At 44.8% G+C, this 21,335-nt stretch carries 23 protein-coding genes; all 23 read right to left on the bottom strand.

Annotated features, from left to right (window positions below; genetic code table 11):
- Nucleotides 1-18: 18 nt before the first annotated feature.
- A complete protein-coding gene (nuoH, locus tag FS608_RS13625) occupies nt 19-1,023 on the bottom strand; it encodes an NADH-quinone oxidoreductase subunit NuoH (protein ID WP_144551616.1) in 1,005 nt (334 codons plus the stop codon).
- Nucleotides 1,023-2,123, bottom strand: coding sequence for an NADH-quinone oxidoreductase subunit D (locus FS608_RS13630; protein ID WP_144551619.1), 1,101 nt, complete (start codon nt 2,121-2,123; stop codon nt 1,023-1,025). Before FS608_RS13630 ends, nuoH begins: the two co-directional genes overlap by 1 nt.
- A 3-nt stretch (nt 2,124-2,126) precedes the next feature.
- The gene (locus FS608_RS13635; protein WP_144551622.1) at nt 2,127-3,452 is read right to left on the bottom strand and encodes an NADH-quinone oxidoreductase subunit C; all 1,326 of its coding nucleotides are present in this window, start codon (nt 3,450-3,452) and stop codon (nt 2,127-2,129) included.
- A 3-nt stretch (nt 3,453-3,455) separates the two neighbouring features.
- Complete coding sequence (locus FS608_RS13640) at nt 3,456-3,968, bottom strand: NuoB/complex I 20 kDa subunit family protein (RefSeq protein WP_026568237.1); 513 nt, start codon at nt 3,966-3,968, stop codon at nt 3,456-3,458.
- The gene (locus FS608_RS13645) at nt 3,959-4,333 is read right to left on the bottom strand and encodes an NADH-quinone oxidoreductase subunit A (protein ID WP_144551625.1); all 375 of its coding nucleotides are present in this window, start codon (nt 4,331-4,333) and stop codon (nt 3,959-3,961) included. The genes FS608_RS13640 and FS608_RS13645 overlap by 10 nt, the downstream gene beginning before the upstream one ends.
- 849 nt (nt 4,334-5,182) lie before the next feature.
- Nucleotides 5,183-5,587: a F0F1 ATP synthase subunit epsilon gene (locus FS608_RS13650; protein WP_144551628.1), complete on the bottom strand. Its 405-nt coding sequence runs from the start codon at nt 5,585-5,587 to the stop codon at nt 5,183-5,185.
- 21 nt (nt 5,588-5,608) lie between these two features.
- Nucleotides 5,609-7,030: a F0F1 ATP synthase subunit beta gene (gene atpD / locus FS608_RS13655; RefSeq protein ID WP_144551631.1), complete on the bottom strand. Its 1,422-nt coding sequence runs from the start codon at nt 7,028-7,030 to the stop codon at nt 5,609-5,611.
- 196 nt (nt 7,031-7,226) lie between these two features.
- A complete protein-coding gene (atpG, locus tag FS608_RS13660) occupies nt 7,227-8,084 on the bottom strand; it encodes an ATP synthase F1 subunit gamma (RefSeq protein ID WP_144551634.1) in 858 nt (285 codons plus the stop codon).
- Between the two features lie 101 nt (nt 8,085-8,185).
- A complete protein-coding gene (gene atpA, locus FS608_RS13665; RefSeq protein ID WP_026568221.1) occupies nt 8,186-9,697 on the bottom strand; it encodes a F0F1 ATP synthase subunit alpha in 1,512 nt (503 codons plus the stop codon).
- 25 nt (nt 9,698-9,722) lie between these two features.
- Nucleotides 9,723-10,259, bottom strand: coding sequence for a F0F1 ATP synthase subunit delta (locus FS608_RS13670; RefSeq protein WP_144551637.1), 537 nt, complete (start codon nt 10,257-10,259; stop codon nt 9,723-9,725).
- Nucleotides 10,256-10,786: a F0F1 ATP synthase subunit B gene (locus tag FS608_RS13675; RefSeq protein WP_144551640.1), complete on the bottom strand. Its 531-nt coding sequence runs from the start codon at nt 10,784-10,786 to the stop codon at nt 10,256-10,258. Before FS608_RS13675 ends, FS608_RS13670 begins: the two co-directional genes overlap by 4 nt.
- Before the next feature lie 98 nt (nt 10,787-10,884).
- On the bottom strand, nt 10,885-11,097 hold the full coding sequence (gene atpE / locus FS608_RS13680) for a F0F1 ATP synthase subunit C (RefSeq protein WP_373561650.1): 213 nt from the start codon (nt 11,095-11,097) through the stop codon (nt 10,885-10,887).
- 87 nt (nt 11,098-11,184) lie between these two features.
- A complete protein-coding gene (gene atpB, locus FS608_RS13685) occupies nt 11,185-11,898 on the bottom strand; it encodes a F0F1 ATP synthase subunit A (RefSeq protein ID WP_026568217.1) in 714 nt (237 codons plus the stop codon).
- A 22-nt stretch (nt 11,899-11,920) separates the two neighbouring features.
- Nucleotides 11,921-12,295: an ATP synthase subunit I gene (locus tag FS608_RS13690; RefSeq protein WP_144551643.1), complete on the bottom strand. Its 375-nt coding sequence runs from the start codon at nt 12,293-12,295 to the stop codon at nt 11,921-11,923.
- A 2-nt stretch (nt 12,296-12,297) separates the two neighbouring features.
- Nucleotides 12,298-12,522: an AtpZ/AtpI family protein gene (locus FS608_RS13695; RefSeq protein WP_026568215.1), complete on the bottom strand. Its 225-nt coding sequence runs from the start codon at nt 12,520-12,522 to the stop codon at nt 12,298-12,300.
- A 361-nt stretch (nt 12,523-12,883) separates the two neighbouring features.
- Nucleotides 12,884-15,097 carry a S8 family serine peptidase gene (locus FS608_RS13700; RefSeq protein ID WP_144551646.1) on the bottom strand — a complete coding sequence of 738 codons (2,214 nt, stop codon included), beginning with the start codon at nt 15,095-15,097 and terminating at the stop codon, nt 12,884-12,886.
- A 294-nt stretch (nt 15,098-15,391) separates the two neighbouring features.
- The gene (gene upp, locus FS608_RS13705; protein ID WP_144551649.1) at nt 15,392-16,021 is read right to left on the bottom strand and encodes a uracil phosphoribosyltransferase; all 630 of its coding nucleotides are present in this window, start codon (nt 16,019-16,021) and stop codon (nt 15,392-15,394) included.
- A 133-nt stretch (nt 16,022-16,154) separates the two neighbouring features.
- On the bottom strand, nt 16,155-17,396 hold the full coding sequence (gene glyA, locus FS608_RS13710; protein ID WP_144551652.1) for a serine hydroxymethyltransferase: 1,242 nt from the start codon (nt 17,394-17,396) through the stop codon (nt 16,155-16,157).
- Between the two features lie 283 nt (nt 17,397-17,679).
- Nucleotides 17,680-18,246, bottom strand: a complete 567-nt coding sequence (locus FS608_RS13715) for a TIGR01440 family protein (protein WP_144551655.1) — start codon at nt 18,244-18,246, stop codon at nt 17,680-17,682.
- 53 nt (nt 18,247-18,299) lie between these two features.
- Nucleotides 18,300-18,746, bottom strand: a complete 447-nt coding sequence (gene rpiB / locus FS608_RS13720) for a ribose 5-phosphate isomerase B (protein WP_098571531.1) — start codon at nt 18,744-18,746, stop codon at nt 18,300-18,302.
- Nucleotides 18,747-18,918: 172 nt separating this feature from the next.
- On the bottom strand, nt 18,919-19,356 hold the full coding sequence (locus FS608_RS13725) for a low molecular weight protein arginine phosphatase (RefSeq protein WP_144551658.1): 438 nt from the start codon (nt 19,354-19,356) through the stop codon (nt 18,919-18,921).
- Nucleotides 19,357-19,426: 70 nt separating this feature from the next.
- A complete protein-coding gene (locus FS608_RS13730; protein ID WP_144551661.1) occupies nt 19,427-19,984 on the bottom strand; it encodes a manganese efflux pump MntP in 558 nt (185 codons plus the stop codon).
- A gap of 221 nt (nt 19,985-20,205) precedes the next feature.
- A complete protein-coding gene (locus FS608_RS13735; protein WP_144551664.1) occupies nt 20,206-21,249 on the bottom strand; it encodes an L-threonylcarbamoyladenylate synthase in 1,044 nt (347 codons plus the stop codon).
- Nucleotides 21,250-21,335: the final 86 nt, after the last annotated feature.

The raw sequence follows: 21,335 nt of genomic DNA on the forward strand, positions 1-21,335 counted from the left end.
TATTGGTGTCAGGCACCATTAAAAGAATAGTGACTTAATTAACGCTGTTAAGAAAATGTTTGCTAAAGCGATTGGCAGGAGGACTTTCCAGCCAAATTCCATGAGTTTGTCAGCGCGGAAACGCGGTAAGGTTGCCCGCAGCCAGATATAGACAAAGACAACGACACTAAATTTAACCGCGAACCAGACCGCACCTGGGATAAAGTTCAGGAAGCTGAATGGCGCCAGCCATCCCCCTAGGAAAACAACGGTAATCAAGGCGGACATTGCGAATAAATACACATATTCTGCGAGCATAAAGAAGGCCCAGCGGAATCCGGTATATTCGACATGGTATCCAGCAACTAGTTCGTTTTCCGACTCCGGAAGGTCAAAAGGTGTCCGGTTTAATTCGGCAATCGAAGCAATAAAAAAGATGATAAAGCCAATTGGCTGTAAAAGAATGAACCAGCCATGCTTTTGTGCTTCGACCATATCATTTAGATTTAAACTTCCGGTTAAAAGGATGACACCCAAAACAGACATAACCAGCGGAATTTCGTAGGAAATCATCTGGGCTGATGCACGCATGCCTCCTAAAAGGGCGTACTTGTTATTCGAGGCCCAGCCGCCAAGCAGCATGCCGAAGGTGGTTAATCCGCTTACCGCGATATAGTAAAGTAATCCAACGCCGATATCAGCGAACTGAAAGGCATCCGTGAACGGCATCGTGGCCAGCACCATAAACGACGGTGCGAAGGCAATGACTGGCGCAATGATAAATAATGGTTTATCAGCTGCTTTTGGAATGATGTCCTCTTTTAGTAACAATTTAAGAACGTCAGCGACGGTTTGTAAGAGTCCCCATTTACCGCCGACCTGGTTTGGACCATGGCGCAGCTGCATGTAACCCAAGACTTTCCGCTCTGCTAAAATTCCGTAGGTAACGAATCCTAATACAATTAAAAGCAAGACAGCGCCGAGTAAAAAGAAAATTCCAAAGTTAGCCCAACCCGGACTTGACTGGAGCAATTCTTCTATCATTAGCCGTCAACCTCCCCAAGGACAATATCCACTGCCCCTAAAATAGCGATCATGTTTGCAATATTTTCACCCTTTAAAAGTTTCGGGAGAATTTGCAGGTTATAGAAGGACGGTCTTCTAAACTTTAAGCGGTACGGTTCTTTTTTGCCGTCGCTATAAATATAGCAGCCAATCTCTCCACGCGGTGATTCAATTCGGACAAAGGCCTCTCCCTTAGGTGCCTTTATAATCTTCGGCACTTTCGCTAAAATCGGTCCTTCGGCTGGGAATTGTTCCACGGCTTGTTCGAGGATATTCAAGGATTGTTCAATCTCAGCCAGGCGCAAATGGTAGCGGGCCAAGCAATCGCCTTCTTCTGAAGTCGGCACATCAAATTCAAAACGATTATAGACGGAATATGGTTCATCTTTACGGAGATCCCATTTCACGCCGGTACTGCGAAGATTCGGTCCGCTCAATGAATACTGGAGCGCCTCTTCTTTCGTATACTTCCCAATTCCTTTTACGCGGTCAAGGAAGATTTCGTTTCCGGAAACCAATTCGTGATAGCCTTTCAGCTGGCCGCGCAAGTAAGGAACAAAGCTGCCTACTTTTTCAATCCAGCCTTCAGGTGCATCCCACTTCACACCGCCAACGCGCATATAGTTGAAGGTCAGGCGTGCCCCTGATAATTCATTCAGCATATTGATAATCATTTCCCGGTCACGGAACGCATAGATGAATGGACTGGTCGCACCAAGGTCAAGGATATAGGTACCCCATGCAACGAGGTGGCTGGCAATCCGGTTCAATTCCATCGCAATCACGCGCAAGAAATCCGCTCGTTCAGGCACTTCAATCCCCATCATCGTTTCAACCGCATGACAGATCACATAGTTATTAGTCATGGAGGATAGATAGTCCATCCGGTCTGTATATGGAATAATCTGTGTATATTGCAGATTTTCAGCTAATTTTTCTGTCCCACGGTGCAAGTAACCGATGACAGGCGTTGCTTCGGTAATAATTTCCCCATCAATTTTAACGACGAGACGGAACACTCCGTGTGTACTTGGATGCTGAGGACCGACGTTTAATATCATTTCTTCTGTTCTGATCATTGGTTACACCTCCACGTCGTACGGCTCATAATCTTTGCGCAGTGGATAGCCAACCCAATCTTCGCCAAGCAGGATACGTCGTAAGTCCGGATGCCCTGGAAATTTGATTCCAAGTAAATCATAGGCTTCACACTCAGGCCATTCTGCCCCGGCCCACAGCGGCTGCAAGGACTCGATTGTTGGTTCGTTGCGGTCAATCTTTACTTTAAAAGCAACCGATTGACGGTTTTTGTATGAGTATAAGTGAACATATACTTCCATATGTGTGACAAAGTCTGTCCCATGAAGCTCGGATAAATAATCAAACCCTAACTGCTCATTGTATTTTAAAAATTGAGCTACTTTGAAATAGGTATCAGGCTTCACCACAAGGGTTGGAACATCCTTAGAAAGTTTATTAATATAAGAATCTTCTAAAACATCCGCACCTAGATGCTCAGTTATGACCTTCACATATTTGTCTAGGTATGGCTGATTTGGTGATGGCTGCTCTGCAGCTGCTGGTGCTGTGTCATCCGCTTTTCCTGCTCCTGCGGCTTTTGCCTTGGCTGCTGCCGCTGCTTTCGCCTTCGCTTTTGCGGCTGCGATTGCTTTTGCTTTCTCATCATCGCCACCCGCTGCGTCTGCTCCAGCTCCGCCTGCTTTAGCTTTTGCAGCAGCTGCTGCTTTTGCTTTGGCCGCTGCAGCTGCTTTCGCCTTGGCCGCTGCTGCCGCTTTCGCCTTGGCATCATCTCCGGCTGGGGCATCAGTTTCTTCGGCTGGGGCTCCACCTGCGAGTTCCATCGCTTTTTTCTTTGCTGCTGCTGCTGCTTTTGCTTTCGCTACCGCTGCTGCTTTTTTCTTCGCGAGATCGTCGCCATCGTCTGCCTCTGGTTCCGCTGGCACGGTTTCTTCGGCTGGGGCTTCTCCGCCCGCAAGCTCCATCGCTTTACGCTTCGCTGCGGCTGCTGCCTTCGCTTTGGCCACCGCTGCCGCCTTTTTCTTCGCGAGGTCATCTGCATCGTTTGCTGCCGGTTCAGACGGTTCTGCTGGCGCGGTTTCTTCCACTGGTGCTGAAGAGCCGCCTTGTTCCATCGCCGCTCGTTTTGCTGCAGCTGCTGCCTTCGCCTTCGCGACTGCCTCGGCCTTTCTTTTCGCTAGATCATCAGCGTCATTTGCGGGTGCAGATGCTGGAGCTTCGGCTTTAACTGGCTCGGCTGGCTTCTCTTCTTGCTTAGGAGCTGGTTCCGCTTCTCCTGCAGCCTTCGCTGCTCGTTTCGCTGCCGCCGCGGCCTTTGCTTTCGCAACCGCTTCCTTCTTTAACTGTTCAAGATCTTTTTCCCCACTCATTGGTTAGATCACCTTCTTCCCAGTCTTCGCCTCATAGCGAATCTTTTCCTTTAATTTATTGATTCCATAAATTAAAGCGGCTGGGTTTGGAGGGCATCCTGGTATGTATACATCGACAGGAACGATTTGATCGACTCCCTTAACAACTGAATAAGATTTCACATACGGCCCACCTGCTGTCGCACAAGAACCCATCGCAATGACCCACTTTGGCTCGGGCATTTGGTCATATAATCTTCGTAAAATTGGTGCCATCTTCTTCGTCACAGTACCAGACACAATCATACAATCTGACTGGCGCGGTGACGTCCGGAAAAACGAACCCGAACGGTCCAAATCATAATTCGCTCCGCCCACACCCATCATTTCAATCGCACAACAAGCCAGACCAAATGTCACTGGGTAGATCGAACTGCTCCGAGCCCAAGCTTTAATTTGCTCTAGCGTAGTCATAAATACATTTCGCTGTAACTCTGCCATTTCTTGTTGTGAAAGGCCATCTAGTTTTAATTCCATCGTAGCACCTTCTTTTTCCAGGCATACACAAGGCCAATTAATAACATAATAACAAAAATCAACATCTCAATTAGCGCAAAAATCCCTAACTTATCATAGGCAACGGCCCATGGATATAAAAACACGGTTTCTACATCAAAAATAACAAACATTAGGGCAAAAATATAATAGCGGACATTGAACTGTACACGGGAATCGTGAAATGGATCAATACCGCTCTCATATGTGGTATACTTCGCCTCGCTCGGTTTATGCGGACGCAGAAGCTTACCTAAAAATAACGCCACCACAGGCAGCAGCACCCCAAGACATAGAAACGCAAAAACAATCAGATAATTATTCTGATATACATTTAGAAGTTCCATGTCCATCCCCTCCAATGTTGTAAATTTTCATACTAGTGAATATTGTAACCGAATTCATTATAGCATTGTTACAAACCCATGTCGACAAGCCCTATTCATAAAAATTGGAATTCTAACCGCCGCGAAATTCACGGTTGAAAGGCTCTTGAGAGCTCGCTATCAAAAGAGACTTTCAATCGGGAATTTTGCAAACTGCAGCTAAAGCGGAAAATGTCATGTCTTATAGAGGTCCCGGTCAAATACCTAATAAATACGACAACAACCTCTATTTAACAACAAAATGTGACCAGTGTCAGTGAGATTTGTCATAAAACGTTCACCAAATATCTCTTTTTCGGAATACCCTTATATTCTTCTGAAAAAGCAATTTATCTAAAACAAGTAACATGTCCTTCTATAATCATATTCATCTACTAACAAATCATGCAGATATTCCATTATCGAGAACAAATCCAACTGAAAAAGCCAGGCACAGACTGGCAATGGTAAAATCACTTCATAAATATGCAAAAAATCCACATAACCATTGAAACACTTTTCCCTTCTCTCGGTAAATGGAGACCTCCTTTACCACTGTGGCCTTTTCCCCTTCTCTCGGTAAATGGAGACCTCTTTCATTTACCGCTTTGGCTCTTTTCCCCTTCTTTCGGTAAATGGAGGGCACTTTCATTTACCGTTGTGGCTCTTTTTCCCTTCTTTCGGTAAATGGAGACCTCTTTCATTTACCACTGTGGCTCTTTTTCCCTTCTCTCGGTAAATAGAGATCTTTCATTACAAATCCGCAACAAAAAACCCCTCCAGCACCAATTTTCAAAGAAAATTGCCACCAAAGGGGTTTTATCTATAATATTATCTTCTTTCCGATACGGCGAGGCGATTGATGGCACGCTGTAAAGCAAGCTCCGCACGTCTGAAATCGGTATGCTCAGCCTGATGATCTCTCATACGCTGTTCTGCACGTTCCTTCGCTCTTACGGCACGTTCCACATCAATTTCAGAAGCAAGTTCCGCTGATTGAGCTAAAATCGTCACTTGATCAGGACGGACCTCTAAAAATCCACCACTGACTGCGACATAATCCGTATTACCGCCTTTTTTAAGACGAACAGACGTAATCTCCAGCGGGGCAACTAAAGGCATGTGGCCAGGAGAAATCCCTAGGTCACCACTTGTTGCCTTAGTACTTACCATTTCCACATCTGATTCATACACCGGGCCATCGGGAGTAACAATACTGACTTTAATCGTCTTCATTTTTTACCCTCCAGGCTCAGTTTAGACCTCAACGCCCATGCGTTTTGCATTCTCAAGCACGTCTTCAATACGTCCAACCAAACGGAACGCATCTTCTGGAAGGTGGTCATACTTACCTTCAAGAATCTCTTTGAAACCACGAACTGTTTCTTTAACAGGTACATAAGAACCTGGCTGGCCAGTAAACTGCTCAGCAACGTGGAAGTTTTGAGATAAGAATACTTGGATACGACGCGCACGTTGTACCGTTAACTTATCATCATCACTAAGTTCATCCATACCAAGGATTGCGATGATATCTTGTAACTCTTTATAACGTTGTAATGTTGATTGAACTTGGCGGGCTACATTGTAGTGCTCTTCGCCAACAATATCAGGTGACAAGGCACGAGATGTTGAAGCCAAAGGATCCACCGCTGGATAAATACCCATCTCAGAAAGCTTACGCTCAAGGTTTGTTGTTGCATCTAAGTGAGCGAATGTTGTAGCCGGAGCCGGATCCGTATAGTCATCGGCTGGTACATAAATCGCTTGGATCGATGTAACTGATCCTAAGTTTGTAGATGTAATACGTTCTTGTAATTTACCCATCTCAGTTGCAAGAGTTGGCTGGTAACCTACCGCTGATGGCATACGGCCAAGTAGCGCGGATACCTCAGAACCTGCTTGCGTGAAACGGAAGATGTTATCCATGAAGAACAACACGTCTTGTCCTTGCTCATCACGGAAATACTCAGACATAGTCAAACCAGTTAAAGCAACACGCATACGTGCGCCAGGCGGCTCGTTCATTTGTCCGAATACCATCGCAGTTTTCTTGATAACGCCAGAATCCGTCATTTCGTGGTAAAGGTCATTACCTTCACGAGTACGCTCACCAACACCAGCGAATACGGAAATACCACCGTGCTCTTGTGCGATGTTGTTGATTAATTCCTGGATTAATACTGTTTTACCTACACCGGCACCACCAAATAGACCGATCTTACCACCCTTAATATAAGGAGCAAGTAAGTCTACTACTTTAATACCAGTTTCAAGGATTTCTACCTGAGTAGAAAGGTTTTCAAATGTTGGTGCTTCGCGGTGAATTGAATCACGGCGCTCGCTTGCTGGAATTGCAGGATCAAGGTCAATTGTTTCTCCTAATACGTTAAATACACGACCAAGAGTAACATCACCAACTGGTACAGAAATTGGTGCACCAGTATCTTCAACTTCTATTCCACGAGTTAAACCGTCAGTCGTTGACATCGCAATCGTACGAACTGTATCATCACCTAAATGAAGAGCTACTTCAAGGGTAATGTTGATATCAACTTCGGATGCATTACTCGCTTTACTTGAAATTCTCAACGCATTATAAATCGCTGGAAGTTGACCGCTTTCGAACTTAACGTCAACAACCGGACCCATAATCTGAAGAACGCGTCCTTTGCTCATCGTTTTCCCTCCTAACTTACTCTTTCGCGAAAAACCACCCAAAAGCATTTTTAAAAAATGAACTCAGTGTGGCCACGCGCATTGTTCTATGCTGAACAAAATGAGTCGGGAACGGTATAATCGTTCCCTGCTCGAATCTAAATAGTTATACTGGTTCAGGCACCAGATTAGAATTATTTTAAAGAAACTACATTTCCTACTCTAGCGCTGCCGCACCGCCGACGATTTCTGTGATTTCTTGGGTAATCGACGCTTGACGGGCACGGTTGAAGACTAGTGTGTAGTGATTGATTAGTTCTTTTGCATTATCTGTTGCATTTCTCATTGCAGTCATCCGAGCAGCATGCTCACTCGCTTTGCTGTCTAGTAGAGCGCCAAAAATTAAGCTCTCAGCATATTGAGGCAGGAGAACTTCTAATATTTCTTCTGCAGACGGCTCAAATGTATAGGAAATAGGCTTGTTAGAAGCGGTTAAATCCGTTAGCGGAAGGAGCTTCTTCTCTTGAACTTCCTGTGAAATGGCACTCACATAATGGCTGTAATAGATATATAGTTCATCGAATGTGCCATCGGCAAACATTCCAACGGTTGCACGGGTAATGTCTTGAATGTCAGCAAAGTTCGGCTGAGCTGGAATCCCAATTGTTTCAAGGACTACATTCATGCCGCGCTTGACAAAAAAGTCACGTGCTACACGTCCGATTGCAATAATCGCAAATTCATCATTCGATTTATGTCGCTCTTTAATTGTTTGACTCACTCGACGCAGCACGTTGCTGTTAAATGCCCCAGCAAGTCCGCTGTCAGAAGTCATGACAACATAACCGGTTTTCTTAACAGGTCGACTTGTCAGCATGGGATGATTTACTCCGCCTGAGCCAAGCGCGATTGACGCCGTTACCTCTTGGATTTTTTCCATATAAGGAACAAATTGCTTTGCATTCACGACGGCACGATTCCACTTCGCAGCAGAGGTCATTTCCATTGCTTTCGTAATTTGACTCGTCTTTTTCGTTGAATTAATACGAGTTTTTATCTCACGTAATGAAGCCATAGGTTCTCACCACCCTTTTTCAAAGAATGTCTGGAAGGCGCGCGGCATCATGTGAAGTTTTCACACAGTGCCGCTCACCTCACCGTTCTAAATGTCAGACCCTATTGTTCGGAAACTGCAAACGTCTTTTTGAAGGCGTTGATTGCAGAAGCCATATCGTCATCAGAAGGAAGGTCCTTCGTTTTTGTAATATGGTCTAACAACTCTTTGCGGTTGTGGTCTAACCAATTAAGGTATTCTGATTCAAAACGACGTACGTCCTCTAATGGAATATCATCAAGGAAGCCGCGTGTTAATGCGTAAAGGATTGCAACTTGCTTTTCAACTGAAAGCGGCTTGTGCAGGTCTTGTTTAAGAACTTCAACCGTACGTGCCCCACGATTCAATTTCGCTTGAGTTGCTTTATCTAAGTCTGATCCAAACTGAGCAAATGCTTCTAATTCACGGTATGATGCAAGGTCAAGACGTAGGGTACCAGATACCTTTTTCATCGCCTTGATTTGTGCAGATCCACCTACACGTGATACGGATAAACCAGCGTTAATCGCCGGACGTACACCGGAGAAGAATAAGTCAGATTGTAAGAAAATTTGTCCATCAGTAATCGAAATAACGTTTGTTGGGATATAAGCTGAAACGTCACCCGCTTGTGTTTCAATGAACGGAAGCGCAGTGATTGAACCAGCACCAAGTGTATCGTTAATTTTCGCTGCACGCTCTAGTAAGCGGCTGTGCAAGTAGAATACATCCCCTGGATATGCTTCACGACCTGGAGGACGACGAAGCAGCAAGGAAAGCTCACGGTATGCAGCTGCTTGTTTAGAAAGATCATCATATACGATCAATACGTGTTTGCCAGCATACATAAACTCTTCAGCCATTGAAACTCCTGTATATGGAGCTAAGTAAAGCAATGGAGCAGGTTGTGATGCAGATGCAGTAACAACGATTGAGTATTCTAATGCGCCGTATTTACGAAGTGTTTCAACGGCGTTACGAACTGTAGATTCTTTCTGACCGATCGCAACATAGATACAGATCATGTTTTGACCTTTTTGGTTCAAGATGGTATCGATGGCAACAGATGTTTTACCTGTTTGACGGTCACCGATAACTAACTCACGTTGACCACGTCCGATTGGCACAAGTGCGTCAATCGCTTTGATACCTGTTTGTAATGGCTCATGAACGGATTTACGAGCCATAACGCCTGGAGCAACTGCTTCAACTGGGCGTGTTTTTGTAGTGTTGATTGGACCCATACCATCAACTGGTTGTCCAAGTGAGTTAACAACGCGTCCAATAAGTTCCTCACCAACCGGAACCTCCATGATGCGTCCTGTACGGCGAACCTCGTCACCTTCTTTGATTTCAGTGAAAGGTCCAAGAATGATAATACCGACGTTATTAGCTTCTAGGTTTTGTGCCATACCCATAACGCCATTTGAAAATTCAACAAGTTCTCCAGCCATTACATTGTCAAGGCCGTGAACACGTGCGATACCGTCACCGATTGAGATAACTGTACCAACATCAGTTACTTGAATTTCCGCCTGATAGTTTTCAATTTGCTTTTTTATCAGGGAACTAATTTCTTCAGCTTTGATGCTCATGAGTTTCACCCCTAATCTTTCGAATCTAGCTTAACAATTTACGTTCTAAACGATCGAGTTTACCTCTTAACGACCCGTCATATATACGATTTCCAATGCGAAGGCGGATGCCGCCAAGCAAGTTGGAATCAACGATATTTTCGATTTTTAGTGACTTTTTGCCAATTTTAGCAGCAAATACAGATGAAATGGCTTCGCGTTCCGCATCCGTTAATGCACGTGTGCTGTAAACTTCAGCTTCGGCAACGCCCATCTCTTCGTTTGCTAGCTCTAAAAATTCATCTGCCAAATCAATGATTTGGTCTTCACGGTGGCGGTCGATTAAGATCAACAGTGTATTGAGTACATTTACATTAACTGATGCGAAAGCAGTCTTAATAATTTCTTTTTTCTTTGCAAGTGAAAGCTTAGAAGAATTTAAGATGGCTTTTAATTCAGGATTGTATTGTACAACTTCTTTCACTACACGAAGTTCTTCTTCAATAACTCCGAGCGAATTCGTCTCTTTTGCAATATTTAGAAGAGCCAACGCATAGCGCTTAGCTACCATAGAGTTGCTCATCGCTCTTCTCCTGCCTCTTTAATATATTCGTTAATCAGTTGGTCTTGGTCTGCTGCAGTGATTTCTTTTTCAATAACTTTAGAAGCAATCAATACAGACAGGGACGCAACTTGCTCACGAATCGCGGCAACTGCTTTTTCTTTTTGCTGCTCAATTTCAAGCTTAGCTGATTCTTTAATACGTTCAGCTTCAGTGCGGGCCGCTGCGATAATTTCTTCACGCTGAATATCGCCTTGCTTTTTCGCACCTTCAATTAGGTTTTGAGCATCATTACGAGCTTCTTTTAAAAGATCGCGCTGCTCTTGTAAAATCTTTTGTGCTTCTAAACGGCTGTTTTCTGCCGCACTAATTTCGTTACCAATATGCTCTTCACGTTGTTTCATGATGCCCATTAATGGACCCCAAGCAAACTTTTTGAGCAAGGCTAACAAAACAATAAAAACGATGAGCTGGAAGAAGATATCTCCAGTATTAATGTGGCCGCCGCCTTCAGCAGCAGTCGCTAATACAAAACTGTTTGTTAACACCCTCGGTTCACTCCTTTCAAGAGTTGCTTAACGATAGAAAAAACGCATAAATGAATGGCGAGGATTTGTTGATCATCGCCAATGTGTATTTGCCTAAATTATTTGTTTAATACCATGAACGCGATAACTACCCCAATAATCGGTAATGCTTCAACTAACGCAACCCCGATAAACATTGTTGTTTGTAGTAAACCACGATGTTCTGGTTGACGAGCGATACCTTCTACTGTACGTCCTACGATAAGACCGTTACCAATACCTGCTCCTACTGCTGCTAAACCGATTGCGATTGCTGCTGCTAAAACACCAATTGATCCTGTCATTACTTTTTTTCCTCCTTAAATGTATGAAACATAAATTATTTTTTTATATTGTTCATAAAAATGAACGGTGTATTATTAATGGTCGTGACTCACTTTATGAGCCAAGTAAACCATTGTTAACATTGTGAAAATATAAGCTTGAATGGTACCAACGAAAATAGAGAACCCTTGCCATACCATTGTCAGCGGAATCGCTGCGATCGTACCGGCAATACCTTGATGCGCTAAACCTGCTGCTAATAGTGATAAAAGCAACTCACCAGCGTAAATGTTACCATATAGACGCAGACCAAGAGTCAGCGTATTGGCAAATTCCTCAATGATTTTCAAAGGGAATAAGAATTTCATCGGAGCGAAGAACCCTTCTCCATAACCCTTTGCACCTTTTAACTTGACGCCATAATAGTGGGATAGTCCCAATACCATAACTGCTAGTGTTAAAGTGATGATTGGATCGGCTGTTGGTGATTTCCACCAAAGCTTTTCATCAATCACGATTGCAAATGGAAGACCTAACATATTGGATACAAAAATATACATAATTAATGTAATACCAAGGATGTGGAATCTTCCGCCTTCTTTCCAGTCCATTGTACTGTTGATGATCCCTTTCACAAAGTCCATCACCCATTCAAAGAAGTTTTGCATCCCTGTAGGTTTCATTGCTAACTTCCGTGTAGAAAGGACTGCTATTAAGAAAACGATTAAACTAGCAACCGAAATCATCAGCATGTTTGCGCCATTAAACCAAAGACCCATAAATTCAAATTCTGGAGCCTCATGATGCATGTAAACTCACCTCGCTTCCGCTTCATTTATGTACATGCAAAGCATGGTAAAAATAATCTATCATAATGACAATATAGGATGTCATCAATCCTACCACTAAGGAAATCATATTGAATTGCTCTGGATATCTTAAGGCGATTAACGCGGCAATTCCAGCCATCGCCATTCTTGAGAGCGACCCTAAGGACTTAGGCTTTTTGCCCTCTGTAACCTTTTTATCAAAACTTTCCGTCTTTCTAACCATGATCCATATGTTTAGATAACCAAAGCATGTCCCAAGAATCAGTCCTGAAAATACGGTTTGATATGAAGTGAAGCCCCAGCCTAGAACATAAATGGACAACAAGTAAAAAATCCATTTGCGCTGTCTGTTGAACATGACTCTGAAATCTGGCATAGTTATTTTTCTCCTGAATAGAAATGGCGGATTGAAAGAAGCATGGAATAGGTGCCCGCTGCAAGACCGATGAGCAGTCCGATTATTAAGAAAATTGGCTCGGTGCCCCAATGGCGATCCAGCCATCTGCCTGAGAAAATACCTATTAGAATGGAACCTACTAACTGGGAGACAATTGCGGACATTAAAGCCATAGCTTGTAACGGATTGCGGTTGTTTTTACGCATTTAAACACATCCTCACTTTGGAGAGAATGCCAAGCGGGCAATGGTAAAAATTCATAGCCAAATACTATCTTTAAATAGATATTTTTACATGAAAACCCTATCATTTACACCCTTTGTTAGCATACAATAGCGCCCTGTCAATGTCAATGAATTTACGTGAATTATGCCACAAACTATTCGCTGAATTTTTTTCCATTTCAGAACTTTATCCAACATCCCTATTGTATTGTAAAATGTGAATGAAATTTGCCCATTTTGTGTCTATTTTGTGAACGTTTAGAATTATACTAATGGTACAATTTTATGAACTTTTATTATGGTTTATAAATATAGTGGACCATGCCCGGGAAAGGGCATGGTTTTAGTCTTGCGTTTTCTCAATTGTGATCATCCGCTCGAGAAAATCCTCTTTATCCGCTTTTTTTGCAAAAACCTTCACCAGATAGGATCCGTCCCGTGGAAGCTGATCGTTTGGAATGTCCCTGTGAATTAGTCCTTTTTTCACATTGGTAATTGTATCTAAAAACCCGACAAAGCGGTAATCCTCTGGGTTAAACAATGCAATTCCAAATTCCTCTGCCCCGCCTGGCAAATACACCTCATAACGATACTGCCCCGGTTTGTCACCATTCGTAAAATCAAAGCCCATCACGCGCGGATAGTTCGGCTCCTCCAACACATATAGATAAGGAATACGAACAGCTACTGCTCCTGCCTGGAGCTTGAGATAGCCGTCATGAATTTTCCCCTTAAACACGTTCGGGTCAACCGTTAACTCCACGGTGATGTCCTTCGTTTGCTTTGGTTCGAGCGTAAACGATAACGGCAGCCGCCAGTGGAGCCCATCGACGTGCGGCGGGATATCGAAGGAATAGCGTTGGGTGCGTGAACCGGTATTTTCTACATGGAGGTAGGCTTTCTGGACATCACTCTGCTCAGTAAATTTCCCAAAGCGGATACTGCTAGGCGATACGAGGGTGCTCGCTTTAACCGCTTCATCAACTTGAATGCGGCCGGCGCCCTGTTCAAAGGTGCGGTAATAGCTTTGGCCAGGATTCGCTGCTTTGCTTGATTTAGCCAGAGGAATTGCCGTATTCATCAGAGCCGCTTTGATCTGCACCGGTGTCCAATCCGGGTGGGCCTGCTTGATTAACGCACAAGCACCCGCGACATGCGGTGCGGCCATGCTCGTCCCCTGCAAAGACAAATACCCGCCCGGAATCGTTGAATTAATTGCCACCCCGGGGGCGACAATATCCGGCTTGATTTCCCATGACCCTGTCACTGGGCCGCGCGAGCTGAAGTCGGCGAGCTGGTCCCGCTCTTCACTGACTAAGACTCGTGCCGAGGTCGTTTGTTTTTTTATTTCTCTTAGTAAAATAACTCCGTCACCCTTCGCGAGTGCCCCGACAGGGATGGTCAGCTGAGAGTCCAGGTTTCCCATGAAGCGGCCCCCGCTGATATTATTGTAGATCAGCACCGCTTTTGCCCCCGCTTTTTGGGCATTTTCCGCTTTTTGTGTGAAAGTTAAGATACCCCGCTGGATGAGAGCAATTTTCCCATCGACATTTTTCAGTTCACCAGGCCGTCCAAGACCGCCATCGGCTATGTCTACGGAACGGTCGAGGTTCCATGTGGCTGAGCCTTCCATCGGCTCAATTTGGAATTGTTCCCGACTTCCTTCTATAGATATATATGGTGTCTCGAGGGTTGGCGTCGATGCCCCCACCGAGATCGCTTTCGAGGCCGTCCCTGGTGAACCGACGCTCCACACATCTGGCCCGGAATTCCCTGAGGCTGCCACTGCGACGATGCCGCGGTCGACCGCACGGTTAAGAGCAAGGCTGATCGGCAGGTCAGGTCCGTTAATATCATTTCCAAGGGAAAGATTAACAATGTCGACTTTATCTCTGATGGCCTGGTCTATCGCGGCAAGCACCTGCTCTGTCGTTCCGCCCCCGCCCGGCCCAAGCGCCCGATACGCTACAATTTTCGCCTCCGGTGCGACGCCTTTAATTTTTCCATTAGCCGCAATGATACCCGCGACATGGGTCCCGTGAATGGTCGCCTTACCGAGGGCAAGCGTCTCCATCGGGTCGCGGTCATTGTCCACCAAATCGCGGCCGCCAGCATAGTTGCGCTTAAGGTCAGGATGCGTATAGTCGAAACCCGTATCAATCACCCCCACCGTGACCCCTTTACCGGTAAGCCGTTGATTTTTTTTATCGAAAAGGCTGCGGACTTCCTCCCCGCCGATAATCTTCACACTCTCTTCAGTTTGGGCCTGATATTGGATGACTGGTGAAACGTTGATGATTTGTTTCTGGCTGCTGGCTGCAAGCTTGGCAAGTGTTCCAGCACTGCCTTGGATGGAGAATCCATCTAGGGCGTCGTGATAGACTCGGCGCAGCTTAATGTCTTTATATGGTTTAATGAGCTGCCGGATTTGCTGTTCAGTTTGTGGTTTGTCCAGAATAATAATCGCTGTGGTTTCCTGCGTGCTTTTGGTAATGGAAGGATGAATGAGTATTTTAGGAGTTTGAAAAGCTAGCAGTAATGCAAGTAGAAGTTTCATCAGCAGATTTCCCCTTTTTCCATATCGTTTTCATTGAAGAGGGAAAGTATGCAAAAGATGTTTTTTAAATTCGCTCATTGAATCACTAAATTCGCCCATTAAGTCATAAAATTCGCTCATTACACTCTAGAATTCGCCCGAAAGGTATCAAACTTCTTCCCATTGAAGAGCGTAGTCGTTTAATAATCCAAAGATGGCCAATCATTTCAAGCTGTAATTTTATACAATATGAGACTTTTAACGAAAAAACAAAAAAAGCCGAGGGTAAATTCTCGACTTTTTCAAAAAAGGACCCTATTTCGTACCAAACAATCGGTCCCCAGCGTCACCTAGACCTGGGACGATGTAGCCGTGGTCATTTAATTTCTCATCTAATGCAGCGATATAGATATCGACATCAGGGTGTGCTTCCTTGACTGCATCTACGCCTTCTGGTGCTGCGATTAAACACATAAATTTAATATGTTTTGCGCCGCGCTTCTTCAGGGAGCGAATTGCTTCTATCGCCGAACCGCCCGTTGCCAGCATTGGGTCCACCACGATGAAATCACGCTCTTCGACATCACTTGGCAGCTTAATATAATATTCAACAGGCATCAATGTTTCAGGATCGCGGTAAAGACCAACATGGCCTACTTTCGCAGCTGGGATCAATTTCAAAATACCGTCGACCATTCCAATTCCTGCACGCAAGATTGGTACAATCCCGATTTTCTTACCGGAAAGCACCTTGGATTTTGCTGGACAAACAGGTGTTTCGATATCGATATCCTCAAGCGGCATATCCCTTGTAATTTCAAACGCCATCAATGTGGCAACTTCATCAACAAGCTCGCGGAACTCCTTTGTTCCAGTGTTTTTATCACGTATGTAAGTTAGTTTATGTTGAATTAATGGATGGTCGAATACAAATACCTTGGCCACTATTATCGCCCCTTTTTTTTAATTAACGAACACTTCGTCTCATTTTACAGAAAAATAATCCATTGAGCAAATCAGAATAATTAGTTAGATTTTTCAAAAAAAATCGGCCCACTAGAGGCCGATTCTTAGATGTTTAATACTCTGGATATAGGGTAAATTTGCCTGTTAAAGCTTCGACGCGTCCTGCTGCTTCCTCAAGCTTCGCTTCATCTTCATGATTTTTCAAAGTAAACGCGATAATTGAAGCGATTTCGTCCATTTCCGCTTCAGCAAAGCCACGGCTTGTAACTGCCGCTGTTCCGATACGGATACCGCTTGTTACGAACGGGCTTTGTTGATCAAATGGAATTGTGTTTTTATTAACTGTGATGCCAATTTCATCAAGGACCTTTTCAGCAACCTTGCCAGTTAATCCAAGTGTCGTTACATCCACTAACAAGAGGTGGTTGTCCGTACCGCCGGATACTAACTGCAAGCCTTCCTTTTGAAGACTATCCGCTAGGCGCTTCGCATTCGCAATAATTTGGCCCGCGTAATCTTTAAAGCTGTCCTGCAATGCTTCACCAAAAGCAACGGCTTTCGCAGCGATGACATGCATTAATGGACCGCCTTGAATCCCAGGGAAGATGGATTTATCAATTTTCTTGCCAAATTCCTCTTTGCAAAGGATCATCCCGCCGCGTGGGCCGCGTAATGTTTTATGCGTTGTTGTAGTCACGAAATCTGCGTATGGAACTGGGTTTTGGTGCAAACCTGCTGCAACAAGGCCGGCGATGTGCGCCATATCAACCATTAAGTACGCGCCAACTTCATCGGCAATCTCACGGAACTTTGCAAAGTCAATCGCACGTGGGTAGGCACTCGCCCCAGCAACAATCATCTTTGGCTTGTGTTCAAGAGCTTTGGCACGGACATCATCATAATTGATGCGGTGAGTAGTTTCGTCTACACCGTACTCAACAAAGTTATACTGGACACCACTGAAGTTAACCGGGCTGCCGTGTGTTAAGTGGCCGCCATGGGATAAGTTCATCCCAAGCACAGTGTCGCCTTGCTCAAGAACTGTGAAGTATACTGCCATATTAGCTTGTGCACCTGAGTGAGGCTGCACGTTAACATATTCCGCTCCGAAAATTTCCTTCGCACGGTTGCGAGCTAAGTCTTCAACGATATCAACATATTCACAGCCGCCATAATAGCGACGGTTTGGATAGCCTTCTGCATATTTGTTCGTTAACACAGAGCCTTGTGCTTCCATGACTGCTTCACTAACAAAGTTTTCTGAGGCAATTAATTCAATCTTAGAGCGTTGACGACCTAATTCCTTTTGAATCGCTTGAAAAACCTGTTCATCCGCTTGAGGCAAATGCTTCATGACAAAAAATCCCCCTTATATTAAGTGACTACTATTAACAAGTTCGAAAATTCTTTTTTATTTTAGCACGAAACACTCATAAATTAAAAGAGAAACATTTTTCGGTTTTTAATTATTTTTTTACCAACGTTGAACCTTTTTATCTATACAGACTCTCAATTCCCGAACAAAACCAAAATTTTAAAAGATAATATTCGTGTTTTACATCAAAACCTTTTCTGTTCTATTAAAATTTACCAGCCTATCATGGTGCCTGACACCCAATTGTGAAGCACTATAAAATTTATGTACAGCTTAAATTGTCGGTTTCGCGCTCATATACAGCCCTCGCCCCGCCAATCAGTTTTGGACGTACTTTAGCAAGCGTTACATGTGCCTGGCCAATCTTTTTTTGCGTCACGCGGACAGGGACGGCAACATGTTTTAGATGCATGCCAATCAAGGTATTGCCTATGTCGATTCCGGCATCTGCCTTAACGAACTCCACTACGACTGCATCCTCCAGCGCTCCAAAGGCATAGGTTGCCATTGCCCCACCTGCTTTACGGACAGGGACAACCGAAACCTCATCAAAGCGCTTGGCCTCTGCCACCACACGTTCTACGACCAAGGCTCGATTTAAATGCTCACAGCATTGGAACGCCAGATCAATACCCGTGTCCGCTTGAAGTTTTTTTAGGCCGAGAAAAATCATTTCAGCGACTTCGACTGTCCCAGAGGTTCCGATTCGCTCCCCGATCACTTCACTGGTGCTGCAGCCGACCACGATCAGTTGTCCTGGCCTCAAATCGGCCTGTTCTTTGAATTCTGTTAAAATTGCTTCCAGCTCTTTGTCACTTTCTTGAATCATAAGCCTTACCCTCCCCTAACAGATTTCGCGTTCGACTCTTGATCTTAATTGAATTAAAGGTGCTTATCCTCGTATTCACCAATTTTACCAACCCGGCCTGCATGGCGGCCGCCTTCGAATTCCCCCGTCAACCAGACTTGGGCAATATCACGGGCCAAGCCAGGGCCAATGACGCGTTCGCCCATTGCTAAGATATTGGAATCATTATGGGCACGCGTTGCTTTGGCACTAAATGTATCATGAACCAGTGCACAGCGAATCCCTTTCACCTTATTGGCCGCAATGCTCATGCCAATGCCCGTCCCACAAATCAGGATACCACGGTCAAATTCGCCCTTCGCCACTTTTTCTGCAACAGGCAGTGCGTAATCTGGATAATCGACAGATGTTTCACACTCACAGCCAAAATCTTGGTATTCAATGCCAAGCTCTACGAGTAGGCTGGCGATTTCTTTGCGAAGATTAACCCCGCCATGGTCTGATGCTAAAGCTACTTTCATGAAAAAATCCCTCCTGTTTTCATTTTTCTACTATGTATGTCCCAGCGCAGCACCCGCAACAATTGGACGCTTCCGCTCTCCTGATTTATTTTGACATACCCTCGCCGAAATAGAAAGTTCCTGTTCAAAAATAAAAGCCCTCTTCTAAAGAAAGAGAGCATTCCAGCAAGTATTACTTTAGTTTTCCAATCGCCTTGTCAATTAATTCATCTAATTCACGAAAGGTTTGTTTATACATCGCAAGTGAGCCGCCATAAGGATCGACCACATCAGGGTTAAAGCTTTCTCCGCTGTATTCCTTTAAGGTAAAGACCTTCGTACCCACTTCCGGGTATTGCTGGAGAATCGCCATCTTGTGTGAAGATGTCATGGTGAGGATGAGGTCGGCCCAATCAACTTCGACTCGGGTTAGCAAGCTGGAACGGTGATTATGCGCGATCCCATTGTCATCGAGCACCTTTTTCGCATGTGCGGATGCCTCACTACCGTAAACTGCATAGATTCCTGCTGACCTCACTTCGATTTCGTCCATTTGTTTATTTTTCAAAATTGCTTCAGCCATCGGACTTCTGCAGGTATTTCCTGTGCATACAAATAAAATGCGCTGCAATGTGTGTGCCTCCTCATTGAAAGATTCTTATGTAAATGATTTTACCATAGGCAGGCCGAGGATTTCTTCCTTACAAGAACGGGGCGAGCAGCTTTATCCCAAACGCAAGGAGAATCGCGCCGCCAATTGCTTCACTATATGCCCCTACCCAGCCCTGCATCTTTCTGCCGAGCAGTAATCCTAACCACGTTTGCACGGTTGCCATGATACCAAAACAGATAATCACCATGATTGTTTTCGCACCATAAATACCTAAAGTAAGTCCAACAGAAAAACTATCCAGGCTTACGCTCAAGGCAAAGATCAACAAGCCAAAGCCAACCGGGGATATGACCTTCTCCTCCCCTTTTTTAAGAGTCGACCAGACCATTTGTATACCGAGCAAAATCAGCAGAAAACCGCCGATAAAGGTCGCAAACGCACCAAACTTATCTGATAAAAATTTTCCAGCGATCAAACCCAAAAGCGGCATCCAGACGTGGAATAGGCCGATTGTTATCCCGATATTGAATATTTTCTTAAGCCGAAGTTTGTACATTCCCATGCCAAGCCCGACTGAAAATGCATCCATCCCTAGCGCAAACGCCATTAACATCAAAGTTATTAATTCACTAATCATTTCAGACATTCGGACTTCGCCCCCTTGGACTAACTAACCTAAGCATATGCACGTCCAAACTATTTTAGAAGTCATATTGAAGAACTAGAATCGACCTCACTTACATCTATTATACCGCTTATCCCATCCTTCTAATTCCAAAATTTGTTATAAAAATACCGACTGGTGCCTGACACCACAAAAAAACCACCAGGCTTCCCTTTTTTATCGGGAGAACCTGGTGGCCGCGGCTATTCTGTAATCAATTTATTTCCAGCTGCCTTCTGAAGGCGGTTCATGATGGCATGTCCGACCCCTGTGTTCGGAAAGACCTCACTATAAATGATATCGACCTTCTCTAGATTAAATCTTCGTAACGTGTCATAAAGTGAGGCTGCCACTGTCTCAAGCTCAGCCCTTTTCCCGCACGGAAGCACCACATCGGCCTCGAACAACCCGGCATTCTCTTCCGTCGTCAGCACTCCGACCCGCAACCCTTCCTGCCGCTTTTCTACTACCAATCCTTGAAGAAATTTCGTGGTGCCTGATACCATAAAAAGCGGGGCATTTGGAGCGTAATGGCGGTATTTCATTCCCGGGGCTTTCGGCCGCGCCGCTTCATCGGTTAACGCGGCATCAACATGAACTTCACCAACAACGGATTCGAGCTGCTCTTTCGTTACCCCGCCCGGCCGCAAAATCACCGGAATCCCCTCCGTGCAATCAACCACCGTTGATTCCACGCCAATTCCAGTGGCGCCGCCGTCAATCACACCCGCAATTTTTCCATTTAAGTCGTCCAAAACATGATCGGCAGTTGTTGGACTCGGTTTGCCCGAACTGTTCGCACTCGGTGCCGCAATCGGCAATCCACAACTTTTCAACAATGCCAGCGCAACAGGGTGGTCCGGCATCCTAACCGCAACCGTCGCTAAACCTGCTGTTGCGGTTTCAGACAGAACACCTTCTATTCTTTTAAAAATAATCGTCAACGGTCCCGGCCAAAAAGCTTCTATCAATCGTTCCGCTTTCTCCGGAACTTCAGCCACAAATGCGTTCAACTGATTTTTATCCGCAATGTGGATAATCAGTGGATTATCACTCGGCCTGCCTTTCGCGGCAAAAATCTTTTCCACCGCCGCATCACTTTTCGCATTCCCGCCCAGTCCATAAACCGTCTCCGTCGGCAAGGCCACCACTTCGTTATCCCGTAAAAAATTTGCTGCATCCACAACTTGTGGATTATTTTCAAGTTTATCCACATACTTATCCACTTTCCAGACTTTCGTGTTCATAGTTATCCACCTTTATCTCAAACGAGTCTACTAGCGAAATTTGGCGAATTTAGTCACCTAGACTCATATTTTTCACTTAATATGTT

This window comes from Bacillus sp. X1(2014) (assembly GCF_007678255.1).